Annotated in this window: 9 protein-coding genes; 4 read left to right on the top strand and 5 right to left on the bottom strand. The window is 72.2% G+C overall.

What is annotated here, in order from left to right; all coding sequences use genetic code 11:
* Positions 1–90: 90 nt before the first annotated feature.
* From ACGFYP_RS07815 to wrbA, 3 genes are all read left to right on the top strand, one after another.
* Positions 91–1,320 carry an NAD(P)/FAD-dependent oxidoreductase gene (locus ACGFYP_RS07815; protein WP_393487780.1) on the top strand — a complete coding sequence of 410 codons (1,230 nt, stop codon included), beginning with the start codon at positions 91–93 and terminating at the stop codon, positions 1,318–1,320.
* Positions 1,321–1,389: 69 nt separating this feature from the next.
* The gene (locus ACGFYP_RS07810) at positions 1,390–2,478 is read left to right on the top strand and encodes an RNA polymerase sigma-70 factor (RefSeq protein WP_393487777.1); all 1,089 of its coding nucleotides are present in this window, start codon (positions 1,390–1,392) and stop codon (positions 2,476–2,478) included.
* A gap of 110 nt (positions 2,479–2,588) precedes the next feature.
* The gene (gene wrbA / locus ACGFYP_RS07805; RefSeq protein ID WP_393487775.1) at positions 2,589–3,197 is read left to right on the top strand and encodes an NAD(P)H:quinone oxidoreductase; all 609 of its coding nucleotides are present in this window, start codon (positions 2,589–2,591) and stop codon (positions 3,195–3,197) included.
* Positions 3,198–3,289: 92 nt separating this feature from the next.
* On the opposite strand, the gene ACGFYP_RS07800 is transcribed toward wrbA, so the two are convergent.
* From ACGFYP_RS07800 to ACGFYP_RS07780, 5 genes are all read right to left on the bottom strand, one after another.
* Positions 3,290–5,395 carry a TerD family protein gene (locus ACGFYP_RS07800; RefSeq protein ID WP_393487771.1) on the bottom strand — a complete coding sequence of 702 codons (2,106 nt, stop codon included), beginning with the start codon at positions 5,393–5,395 and terminating at the stop codon, positions 3,290–3,292.
* 226 nt (positions 5,396–5,621) lie between these two features.
* Positions 5,622–6,830: an RNA polymerase sigma factor gene (locus ACGFYP_RS07795; RefSeq protein WP_393487769.1), complete on the bottom strand. Its 1,209-nt coding sequence runs from the start codon at positions 6,828–6,830 to the stop codon at positions 5,622–5,624.
* A 46-nt stretch (positions 6,831–6,876) separates the two neighbouring features.
* Complete coding sequence (locus tag ACGFYP_RS07790) at positions 6,877–7,302, bottom strand: YciI family protein (protein ID WP_393487767.1); 426 nt, start codon at positions 7,300–7,302, stop codon at positions 6,877–6,879.
* A 396-nt stretch (positions 7,303–7,698) separates the two neighbouring features.
* Positions 7,699–8,907: a winged helix DNA-binding domain-containing protein gene (locus tag ACGFYP_RS07785; RefSeq protein WP_393487765.1), complete on the bottom strand. Its 1,209-nt coding sequence runs from the start codon at positions 8,905–8,907 to the stop codon at positions 7,699–7,701.
* Positions 8,908–9,110: 203 nt separating this feature from the next.
* The gene (locus ACGFYP_RS07780; RefSeq protein WP_393487762.1) at positions 9,111–10,139 is read right to left on the bottom strand and encodes a DUF5937 family protein; all 1,029 of its coding nucleotides are present in this window, start codon (positions 10,137–10,139) and stop codon (positions 9,111–9,113) included.
* Positions 10,140–10,232: 93 nt separating this feature from the next.
* On the opposite strand from ACGFYP_RS07780, the gene ACGFYP_RS07775 reads away from it, so the two are divergent.
* Positions 10,233–11,465 carry an MFS transporter gene (locus ACGFYP_RS07775; RefSeq protein ID WP_393487759.1) on the top strand — a complete coding sequence of 411 codons (1,233 nt, stop codon included), beginning with the start codon at positions 10,233–10,235 and terminating at the stop codon, positions 11,463–11,465.
* The last annotated feature ends 47 nt before the right edge of the window (positions 11,466–11,512 follow it).

Genomic DNA, 11,512 nt, shown 5'->3' with positions numbered 1-11,512 from the left:
GGCTCACGTATGTCACAACCGGCGGCCCTGCGGTGTCCAGAGGGCGAACGAGGTTTTCGAGGCTCACCGAAGCGTGGCGAGGGAGACATCATGACGAGGAACACGACGGGGAGCACGGCGGGCACGGCGACGGGGAGCACGGCGGTGGTCGTGATCGGGGGCGGGTACGCCGGTGTCATGGCGGCCAACCGGCTGACGCGGCGCGAGGACGTGGCCGTGACGCTGATCAACCCGAGGTCGTCGTTCGTCGACCGGATCCGGCTGCACCAGTTCGTGGGCGGGTCGCACGACGGGGTCGTGGAGTACGGCAAGGTGCTGGCCGCGGGCGTCGGGCTCGTCGTGGACACGGTGGCGGAGATCGACGCGGCAGGGCGGAGCGTGGCGCTGGCGTCGGGGGACACGGTCGCCTACGACTACCTGGTCTACGCGGTGGGCAGCGGAAGCGCCGAGGCGCGCGTGCCGGGGGCGGCGGAGTTCGCCCACCCGCTCGGCGGGTGGGAGGAGGCGCAGCGCCTGCGGGCCGCGGTCGCGGCCGCTCCCGCGTCGGCCGCGCTCACCGTGGTGGGCGGCGGGGCGACCGGGATCGAGACGGCCGCCGAGCTGGCGGAGGTGGGCCGGAAGGTGACCCTGGTCTGCGGCGACGTCCTCGCCCCGTCCCTGCACGAGAGCGGGCGGCGCGCGGTCGCCAAGCGGCTGGCCAGGCTCGGGGTGACGGTCGTCGAGGGCGCGGGCGCGAGGGTGGCGGAGGTGACCCGGGACGCGGTGCGGCTGGCGGACGGGCGCGAGGTGGCGAGCGCGGTGACCGTCTGGACCGCCGGGTTCACCGTGCCGGACCTGGCCGCGCGCAGCGGCCTGAGCACCGACTCCCTGGGCCGGCTGCTCACGGACGAGACGCTCACCAGCGTGGACGACGAGCGGGTCGTGGCGGCGGGGGACGCGGCGGCGCCGTCGGACCTGCCGTACCGGATGAGCTGCCAGGCCGCGGTCCAGCTCGGCCCGCAGGCCGCCGAGACGGTCCTCAGCAGGATCGCGGGCGAGCGGCCCGCGGAGGTCGAGGTGGGGTTCGTCAGCCAGTGCATCAGCCTGGGCCGGAGCGGGGGCGTCCTCCAGCTCGCCGACCGTGACGACACCGTCAAGAAGTACTACGTCGGCGGGCGCGCGGGCGCCCTGATCAAGGAGATCATCTGCAAGGCCGTCCCCTGGCAGCTCGGGTACGAGGCTCGCAAGCCGGGCGCGCGCAAGTGGTGGGCCAAGGACGCCAAGCGCGCCGTGCTCGTCGAGCGCGGTGACGTGCGCGCGATCGCCGAGCAGGCGGCCTGACTTGGGTCGCGACGCACGTGTGAATGCCTCCGGCCGACGGGGCCGGGGGCGCGGACGAGGAGCTGAGGCATGAGCAGCGAGCCCGGAGAGCGCACCGTAGACCCGGCGTCGGACCCGGTGACTGACTCGGCGTCAGGCTCGGGGACAGGCCCCGCGCCCGACCTGGCGTCGGGCCTGGCGTCGGACTCCGGGGCAGGCCCCGCGTCCGACCCGGTGCCCGACCCCGGGTCGGACCAGGCCTCCGACCCGGCGCCCGACCCCGGGTCGGACCCGGCCTCCGACCCGGCGACGGAGAGCTTCGTCGCGCACCGCAACCTGCTCTTCACCGTCGCGTACGAGATGCTCGGCTCGGCCGCCGACGCCGAGGACGTCCTCCAGGAGACCTGGATGCGGTGGGTCGACGTCGACCTGGCGGAGGTGCGTGAGCACCGGGCGTACCTGGTCAGGATCACCACCCGCCAGGCGCTCAACCGGCTGCGCACCCTGTCGCGCCGCAAGGAGGCGTACGTCGGCCCGTGGCTGCCCGAGCCGCTGCTCACCGCGCCCGACGTGGCCCAGGACGTCGAGCTCGCCGAGAGCGTGTCGATGGCGCTGATGCTCGTCCTGGAGACGCTGTCGCCGACGGAACGCGCCGTCTTCGTGCTGCGGGAGGTGTTCGACGTCGGCTACGACGAGATCGCGGCCGCCGTCGACAAGACCCCCGCGGCCGTGCGCCAGATCGCGCACCGCGCACGCCGGCACGTCGACGCGCGGCGGCCCCGCGCGGTGGTCTCCGCGAGCGAGACCCGGGCGGCCCTGGAGTCGTTCCAGCGCGCCCTCGCCACCGGGGACCTGCAGAGCCTGCTGGACGTCCTCGCCCCCGAGGTGGTCCTGCTGAGCGACGGCGGCGGCATCAAGCAGGCGGCGCGGCGGCCGGTCGTGGGCGCGGACAAGGTGGCCCGCTTCATCATCGGCGGCACCGGCAGGCAGGAGAGCGCGCTCGCCGTCGGCCTCACCGTGGTCAACGGCAGCCCGGCGCTCGTCATCCACCTGGACGGCGAGATCGACGGCGTCATGGCGGTCCGCCTCGAAGAGGCCCGGATCACCGGCCTGTACTACGTCCGCAACCCGGAGAAGCTGACCCGAGTGGAGTCCGAGACGGAACTGACCCTCCGCTGAGGACCGAAGCCGAGGGTCGGCGCCCCTTGCCCCCTTGCGAAGTGGATGGGTATCCGCTTAACCTCGAGTTCATTGAAACGGAACTGAATCCGCTTAAAGGGGAGCTCGTCATGTCCGTGAACGTCGCTGTCATCTACTACTCCTCCACCGGAAGCGTGCACCAGCTCGCGCAGGCCGTCGCCGAAGGTGCCGAGAAGGCCGGTGCGGAGGTACGGCTGCGGCGCGTGACCGAGCTCGCACCCGAGGCCGCCATCGACGGCAACCCCGCCTGGCGCGCCCACGTGGACGCCACCGGGGACGTCGAGGTCGCCACGTTGGACGACCTGGAGTGGGCGGACGCGTACGCGCTCGGCTCGCCGACCCGGTACGGCAACGTCGCCGCCCAGCTGAAGCAGTTCATCGACACGACGGGCGGCCTGTGGCAGCGCGGCGTCTTCTGGGACAAGCCCGCCACCGCCTTCACCAGCGCCCACAACGTGCACGGCGGCAACGAGTCCACCCTGCTCGCGCTCTACAACACCTTCCACCACTGGGGTTCGGTCATCGTCTCCCCCGGCTTCACCGACGCGGCCGTCTACGCGGCGGGCGGCAACCCCTACGGCGCCTCGCACGCCGGCGCCAACGGCGCCCCGGAGGAGAACGTCCTCCAGGCCGCCCGCTACCAGGGCGAACGCCTCACCAGGATCGCGAAGCGTCTCAAGGGCCTCGCGACGACCTGATCCACAGCCGCCACCGCCTCTACGCGGGACGACACGTGCCCCCGGGGATCACCCCGGGGGCACGCGCGCGTTCAGGTGTCGCGCGGCTCGGTTCAGCCGGCCGCGGGCGCATCCGTGTCTGACCGTTGCCGAGGCGCGCGGCGCTCGAACTGGCCGAGATGCGTGACGACCGAGCCGTAGAAGCGGTCGACCGCGTCGTCGACGCTGCGGATGAAGCCCGACTCCGTGGTGCCACGGCTGCTCCCCATCCCCTTGAAGAGGGAGAGGCGGAAACCCGCGATCGTGCCGCCGTCCTTGGGCAGCAGATCGCCGGGCTCGGGGCGCAACTTCTCCAGCGTGCCGCGTGGTCCGTTCCCGCCTTCGACGAGGGTTTCCACATGGAGGTCGGCAGGAGCCTCCGACAGTACGCGGACGAGTCGCTTGGCCACCGTGAGGGGGTAGCCGCTGCCGGGGGCCGACACCTCCACGGATGTGCGTAGCTTGCCCGTACGGAGATCGGCGGCGATCGAGAGGATGCTGTCCGCGCCGTCGATCCGCACCTCCGCCGACAGTCGGCCTTCCTCGCACAAGCGGTCCGCGAGCGCGGTCCGACGGGACTTCGGGTCCGTGCCGCGCTTGGCGCGCTGGACCGGCAGGGCCTTCTGCCCGAGTTCACCGCCGAGCCGCAGGCAGACCTGACGGATCAACCGTTCCCAGCTCTCGACGACCTCGACCGCGCGCTGATCCCCCTGGCAGAGCGTCTCGGTGTCGATCGCATTGCGCACGGGAACCCAGGAGGGACCCATATTCTGAAATCCGTGACAACCCGAGTTCTCGTGCTGGAGGTAGTGGAGCAGTTCCTCCAACAGCCAGGCGTGGGCCGCGTTGCCCACTCCTTCGTGCCGGATGAGCATCTGGGCCTGGTGAGCCACCTCGGCCCAGGAGAGGTGCCAGAGCGCGACCTTGTGCTTGCGGCGCCCGTCGACCTTGACGTCGACCAGCGGGCTGCCTTCCAGCGCCACGTCGTTGGCGAGCGTGATGACGGCTTCGTAGCCCCGCCGAGCGGCGATGTCCATGTAGTTCTGGACCTGTTCAGCCTTCAGCGGATTGCCGTTGGTCTTCGTCTCGACCAGTGCCGTCCACAGCTTGCCCGCGCGCTCGACCCTGACCACGCCGTCCGGGCGCTTCGGGCTGTCGCCGTGGGGGAGCGAGACCTCTGTGAACGTCTGCATTCGCCCGGCTGGGGCGCCGAACGCGGCGGTCAGCCGACGCCCGAACTCGGGAATCTCGGCCATCACAGAGAGAAGTACGGACGTCGCACGCACCTCCCGTTCCCGGTCGCTCTTGTGCGACGGGACGGGGAAGAGGCGTGCGGGCTTCCAGGAGTCGTTCTCCGCGAGGGACTTCCTCGGTGCCCGGGAGAGCGTGACCTTCTTCTTCGCCGTCCGCGGGCCCCGGCGGCGGTCGGGCGCCGTGGGTGCCGCGGGTGCGGCGGGTGCGGCCACAGCGGACTTCAGCATGGGATCGCCGCGGTCGGCCTGAGCCGGAACCGCGACATCAGGTCGAACGTCCGAAGCGCTCGCTGGGATCGGAGACGTTGCGTCGGTCCCCTTGGGGGCCGTGCCCGCGGGCACGGAGCCGTCGGGCGAGGTGACCTCGGCATCGACGTCGTCGTCCTCGACGACGTCGATGCCGAAGTCGGTGGCGAGGCCGGCCAGTCCCGTCTCGTAGCCCTGACCGACGGCTCGGAACTTCCACTCGTCGTTGCGCCGGTAGAGCTCGCCGAAGATGAACGCGGTCTCCACCGTGGCGTCCTCGATGGAGAAGCCGAGCAGAGCCTCGCCCGAGCGGTCGGAGACGGTCATCCGTAGATCGTCGAGGTCTCCGAAGGTGGCGGAGCCGTACTGACTCGCGGCGATGACGATGTTCGTGACGTCCTCGGGTACGGCGGTGAGGTCCAGTCCGATTCGGTCCTCGCTGCCGTTCTCGGTCGGCGTCTTTCCGAGGAGCTGAACGCTGCCGTCATCGGCCGCGGGGTGGTTGTAGAAGTAGAAGTCGCCATCGCCGCGCACCTTGCCGCTGCCGTCGAGGAGCAGGACGGACACGTCTGCGTCCCCGTCCCCGGCAGCGCTGCTCCAACTCAGGCCCACGAAGACGGAGCTCGCGTCCTCGCTCAGGGCAACCAGGCCGACATTGGCGCCCTTGGACATCTCGTGCATGTGTCCCCCCGGACACGCGGCTGCCGCCGTGGGAGGTGGCGGACGCTCGCGAAGAAAGATGGTTCTGGATGTGTACGCCCCAGAGGAACCGTAGCGTCCGGAGCCTGAGGATGAGGAGGTGATGTGAACATCGGACGCACGATTACGAAGCGAGGCAGATCGCACGTCCACTGACCGAGCTCGACCGAAGGAACACCGAAGGAACTCCGAAGGAACTCGACCGGGCTCAATCGGCCAGCCGGGCGGCCTTTATGCGCAGGTAGTGGCGTTCCGGGAGGCTGAGGGTGAGGCGGGCCGCCTCGTAGTAGGCCTCGCGGGCCGCGGCGCGGTCGCCGGTGCGTTCCAGGAGGTGGGCGCGGACCGCGGACAGGCGGTGGTGGTCCTTCAGACGGGGTTCCAGGGCCGTGAGTTCGGCGAGGCCCGCATCCGGGCCGTGGACCATCGCGACGGCGACAACCCGGCCGAGTTCGGCCATCGGGTGGGGCCAGTCGGCGACCAGGACGTCGTACAGGGCGAGGATCTGCGGCCAGTCCGTGTCCTCGTTCCTGCGGGCCTCGTCGTGCAGCGCGGCGATGGCCGCCTGGAGCTGGTACGGGCCCGGCGGGCCCTCGGTCAGGGCCTCCTCCACCAGCGCCGTGCCTTCGTCGATCGCGGCCCGGTCCCAGAGCGTCCGGTCCTGCTCGTCGAGCGGGATCAGCTCGCCGTGCGGGCCGGTGCGGGCGGCGCTGCGGGCCTCCGTGAGCAGCATCAGGGCGAGCAGACCGGTCACCCTGGCCTCGTTCGGGAGCAGTCGGCGTACGGCGCGGGTCAGCCGGATCGCCTCGCGGGCCAGGTCGGCGCGGTGGAGCGCGGGACCTGAGGTCGCGGTGTACCCCTCGTTGAAGATCAGGTACAGCACCTGGAGGACGGCGGCGAGCCGGGCGTCCCGGTCGTCGGGACCGGGCGGCCGGAACCGGTGGTCCCGCAGCTTCGCCTTCGCCCGGCTGATCCGCTGGGCGATCGTCGCCTCCGGTACGAGATGGGCGCGCGCGATCTCCGCCGTGGTCAGGCCGCCGACCGCGCGCAGCGTCAACGCGATGCGGCCGGCGGGCGCGAGTGAGGGGTCGCAGCAGAGGAAGAGCAGCGTCAGCGTGTCGTCGTCGGACGGCGCCGCCCTGGCCTCGCGGGGTTCGAGGCGCGCGGCCGTCTCCTCCCGCCGGGCCCTCGCCTCGTCCGCCCGCAGCTGGTCCGTGAGCCGCCGCGAGGCCACCCGGATGAGCCAGCCGCGCGGGTTGGCGGGCGTACCGGACTCGGGCCACTGCCGGGCGGCGGCCACCAGGGCCTCCTGCACGGCGTCCTCGGCGGCGTCGAAGTGCCCGTACCGGCGTACGAGCGCGCCGAGGACCTGCGGCGCGTGACGGCGCAGCAGGTCCTCGACGGTCTCCGCCTCGCTCACTCCCGGCTCACTCGCGGCTCAATCCCGACTCACTCCCGGTTCGCGCTCACTCGCTGAACAGCTCGGACTCGGACCGCTCGTCGATCTGGCGGATCACCACCGGGTACTCCGGCGCCCCGGCCGGCTGCGGGCAGCGGGCGACGCGCGCCGCGATCTCGGTGACCCGTTCCAGGCTCGCGCAGTCGAGCACCCAGTAGCCGGCGAGCAGCTCCTTCGTCTCGCTGTACGGCCCGTCGGTGATGACCGGCTGCCCGGCCTTGTCGACGCTCACGTGCCGGGTCAGCCGGGGCTCGACGAGCCCTTGCGCGTCGACCAGCTCGCCCGACTCGGCGAGGTCGTTGTTGATGGACCCCATGTGCTCGAACATCGCCTGCAGGTCCTTCTCACTCCAGGCGGGCCCCTGACCGGGTTCCTTGCCGGCCATGGTGTTGTAGTCGGCCTGGGATCCCTGCACCATGACGAGGTACTTCATGACGTGCTCCTTCGGTGTGGCTGTGCGTGGTGCCTGTCTTTCGTTCGGCCTTTCACAGGGGACGTCGGAGCGGGCTTCCGATTCTCGACACCTCGCCGGGGGCGCGTACGAATTTCTTCGGGATTCCACCCGGGGGAACCAGGAGGGGGCGCGGCGGGGGCCCCGGAGGCCCCTGGCAGGAACCCCGGTCGTCACCCTCCCGGGGCGAGCGCTCCCCGGCCCGCACCTTCCGCCGAGGTGATCCACTCCCCGGCCCTCACCTTCCGCCGAGGTGATCCACTCCCCGGCCCTCACCTTCCGCCGAGGCGATCCACTCCCGGCCCTCACCTTCCCCCCCCAGTTCCCCCCCCCAGGCGATCCACTCCCCCAAGCGGAGGCGATCGGCTCGCCCGCCTCTCACCCTCCCGAGAGCTCCCGCTCCAGCGGCGTACGGAAACGCGGCGTGACCCGCACGTCCCCCACCCACCCGCTCAGCCGCGCCGCCTCCGCCTCGACGGCGGCCCTGGCCTCCGATCCGCCGTCGTCGCTCAGGAACCGGAGGGCGATCTCCCCGTCAGGGCGCTGGGCCCAGCCGCCGACGACGCGGCCGTTCCACCACACCGTCGGGCCGATGTTGCCGCTGCGGTCGAAGAGCGCGGCCTTGTGCGCGGGGTCGGTGTACCAGTCGCGGTACTGCCACCCCATCGCCGTCGGGTCGAGGGCGGGCAGCAGCGCCGCCCAGGGTTCGAGGTCGGCGTCCCCTACGGGGACGGGATCGAGGTCGTCCGGGAGGACGTGCCCCGTACCCTCCGCCAGCTCCACAGGCTCCGCACCGATGGCCGCGAGCGCCTTCCGTACGTCGGTGACCTTCCACCCGGTCCACCACTTCAGGTCCGCCTCGGTCGCCGGACCACAGGCCGCGAGCCACTGCCGTACGAGATCGGCGTGGGCGAACTCGTCCGAGGGATCGGGCTGTTCGGGCGTCGGCGCCCATCGGAAGCGGCTGGAGGTCCATGCGCCCTGCGGACGCCCGCGCGCGATCCGGCCCTCCATGCCGAGCACTCGCAGCAGCCGGCTGGAGAGCGACTGCGGCCCTTCCTGACGGGTGCCGACCCCGTACACGTACTGCGCGCGCAGCCGTGGCACGGCCTCGCCCAACTCGGACCCGGTGGCCTCACCCCGTACCGCGAGCTCGGCCAGGACCTGCCGCTCGGTCTCGGCGAGCCAGGCCCCGTCGTACTCGCTGCCCTTGGCCAGGTCCTTGAGCAGCGTGGCGCGTTCGCGGGTGGCGACGTCGCGGGTGGTCGAGGCGTGCACGGTGGGGACGAGGGCGGTCGGGAAGACGAAGAGCGTGTGCCGCATGCCGTGCATCCGGGTCAGCGTCCGGTCCTCGTACAGGGCCCGCTCAAGCCCCGCCACCGGCCCCGCGATGCCCGGCTGCCCGCCCAGCCGCGCCCCGACGGCGAGGAACACGCTCGCCGGGTCGGTCGCGTGCAACGCCACGAGCGCCCCGGCCACCTCCTCGGCACTCGCCGCCCGCGCCGCCCCGGCCAGCCGATGACGTACGCCCAGCCGGGCCCTGCGCTCGTCCGCCTCGATACGGCGGTGGTGCACCTTGTTCCCCATACGGAAAGCATGGAGCAGCAAGGCCCGGGGGAGGGGCAATCAGCTGACGCGGCCCCGTCACGTGCCCGCGTCGGGCCAGTGCCTGCCCCATCTCACGTACGTACCAGGATGCGTTCCTCTCACCCTCGTGCCGGTCCGGTCGTCCCTCAAGTACGTACAAGAAGTCGGTGGTTGCGTACGGGTGAGCAGGAGAAGGCCCGCCTCTACACGGTCTCGCCCGCCGGCGTGAGCAGGGCGTCCGCGACCGAGGTGCGGGCGTACAGGACGGAGCGGCCGGCGCGGTGCGCGGTGACGAGGCCGGCGTTGCGCAGGGCGGTGAGGTGCTGGGAGACGCCGGCGGCGGACAGGCCGCAGTGGGCGGCGAGTTGGGTGGTGGAGGTCGGGGTGTCGAGCTCGGCGAGGAGCAGGGTGCGCGAGCGCCCGATGACGGCGGCGACCGCCTCGGTGGCGGAGCTGGTACGGGGTTCCCAGAGGGAGCCGATCCCCCGCGCCGGGTAGGCGAGTTGGGGCGGGTCGGGGGCGACGGAGCGGGTGAGGACGCGGGGCCAGGCGAAGGCCGAGGGGACGAGCAGCAGCCCCGAGCCGGCCTCCTCCCGGGTCAGCGCGCAGTGCCGCCGCACCAGGTGCAGGGTGCCGTCGTCCCACCGTACGGTCTCGTGCAGTTCGCCGAGGACGCGCGCCGAACCGTGCTCGGCGACCTGCCGGGCGCGGTGGAAGACGTCGGCTTCGAGGAGCCGGCGGATCCGGGCCCAGTAGGGGGCGAGGGCGATCTCCCAGTAGGTCTCGATCTCGTCGGTGACCTTCTCCAGGGCGACCTCGGGCGCTTCGCGCAGCAGCCGCAGCCGGGAACGACCGGCGGAGGCGGAGGGGGAGATGCGATCGCCGCCCGCCGGTTCCTTCCTCGTGAGGATGCCGATGTCCTGGAGCACCTGCGCGGGCGGGGTGGCGCGGATGGCGGCGAGTTCGGAGGCGAGGGTGGGGAAGGGGGTGGTGGGGGTCGGGTTGAGGAAGTCGGCGAGGAAGCCGTGGCCGGGGATCAGCGCGGCCAGCCAGCCGTTGTCGAGCCCGGCACCGCTGAGCCGGGGCCGTACCTGCGCGGCCCAACTCCGGTGCAGGGGCGGATCGGTGGGCTCGCGGAGCAGCCGGAAACTGGTGACGACCTCCCACATGGGGGAGACCGCGAACCGGGTCTGGGCGAGGTCGGCGGCGGAGAAACTGAGTCCGGATTCCAAAATTCCACCCTGCCTGTAGTGGACATACGGCCATTGGATTCAGCCTGAGCTTAATCAATGGCTGCAGGGGTGGGCGAGGTCCAGTCTCCTCACATGTTCTCCTCCTTCCGCGGCCTCCCGCCCACCGTCTGGACCCTCTTCGCCGGGACGATCGTCAACCGCCTCGGCTACCTGGTCACGCCCTTCCTCGTCTTCTTCCTCGCCGCACGCGGGGTCACGGGGACGGACACCTCGTACGTCCTCGGCGCCCTCGGCGCGGGCAACCTCCTCGGCCCGGCGCTCGGCGGCGTCCTCGCCGACCGCATCGGCCGCCGCCCGACGATGCTGATCGGCCTGCTCGGCGCGGCCGCGGCGCACGGCGCGCTGTTCGTGGCGCCGGGCGTGTGGACGATGGCGGCGGCCGCGCTGCTGATCAGCGCGACGGGCGCGATGGTCGGCCCGGCGGCGTACGCGCTGATGGCCGACGCGGTCGACGCGGAACGCAGGCAGCGGGCGTACGCGCTGTTCGGCTGGGGCGTGAACATCGGTACGGCGGTGGCGGGCGTGCTGGGCGGGTTCCTGGCGGCGCACGGGTACTGGCTGCTGTTCGCGGTGGACGCGGGGACGATGCTGATCTACGCGACGATCGTGGCGACGAGGCTGAACGAGGAGCGCCCGAAGAAGACACAGACGCCTTCCACTTCACCTTCGTCTTCACCTTCGTCTTCGTCTTCGCCTTCGGACGGCGGCATGGGCTACGGGGTGGTCTTCCGCGACCGCCTGGCGCTCGCGCTGCTCCCGCTCCTCGGCATCCAGCTGTTCGTCTACTCCCTCACGGAGGTGGCTCTGCCCCTCGCCATCCATGACAGCGGCCTGTCCCCGGCGGTGTACGGGGCGATGGCGGCGGTCAACGCGATCATGGTGGTCGCGCTCCAGCCCTTCGTCACGGCCCGGCTGGCCAAGCTGCCCCAACTCGCGGTCCAGTGCGCGGGCAGCGTCCTGATCGCGGTGGGCGTGGCACTGACGGGCCTGGCGGACGGGGTGGTCGGCTTCACGGTGTCGGTGGTCGTGTGGTCCCTGGGCGAGGTGGTCGTCGCGGGCATCGCGGCCGCGATCGTCGCGAACCTCGCCCCGGCCCACGCCCGCGGCCGCTACCAGGGCGCCTTCAGCTGGACGTGGGGCCTGGCCCGTTTCGGCGCGCTGACGCTCGGCGTCACCCTGTACACCGGCTTCGGCCCGACGCTCCTGTGGGCAACGGCCCTGGTCGGCGGCGTACTGGCGGCGGCGGGTACGTGGGCCCTGAGGTCCCGGGTCGAGCGCCGCATGGCCCACGCCCTGGCGGCCTGAGGCGCCCTGCGCACGGGCCCGCGAGGAGGAGGCTCCTGCTACGCGGA

Source organism: Streptomyces sp. NPDC048370 (assembly GCF_043200825.1).
In the GTDB taxonomy this organism is placed as follows: domain Bacteria; phylum Actinomycetota; class Actinomycetes; order Streptomycetales; family Streptomycetaceae; genus Streptomyces.
This window is presented reverse-complemented; position numbering and strand designations above follow the sequence as displayed.

Bases quoted from the DNA above. Each gene is read 5' to 3' on its own strand.
- ACGFYP_RS07815 (WP_393487780.1), top strand. From the start codon at position 91: ATGACGAGGAACACGACGGGGAGCACGGCGGGCACGGCGACGGGGAGC.
- ACGFYP_RS07810 (WP_393487777.1), top strand. From the start codon at position 1,390: ATGAGCAGCGAGCCCGGAGAGCGCACCGTAGACCCGGCGTCGGACCCG.
- wrbA (WP_393487775.1), top strand. From the start codon at position 2,589: ATGTCCGTGAACGTCGCTGTCATCTACTACTCCTCCACCGGAAGCGTG.
- ACGFYP_RS07800 (WP_393487771.1), bottom strand. From the start codon at position 5,395: ATGCACGAGATGTCCAAGGGCGCCAATGTCGGCCTGGTTGCCCTGAGC.
- ACGFYP_RS07790 (WP_393487767.1), bottom strand. From the start codon at position 7,302: ATGAAGTACCTCGTCATGGTGCAGGGATCCCAGGCCGACTACAACACC.
- ACGFYP_RS07785 (WP_393487765.1), bottom strand. From the start codon at position 8,907: ATGGGGAACAAGGTGCACCACCGCCGTATCGAGGCGGACGAGCGCAGG.
- ACGFYP_RS07775 (WP_393487759.1), top strand. From the start codon at position 10,233: ATGTTCTCCTCCTTCCGCGGCCTCCCGCCCACCGTCTGGACCCTCTTC.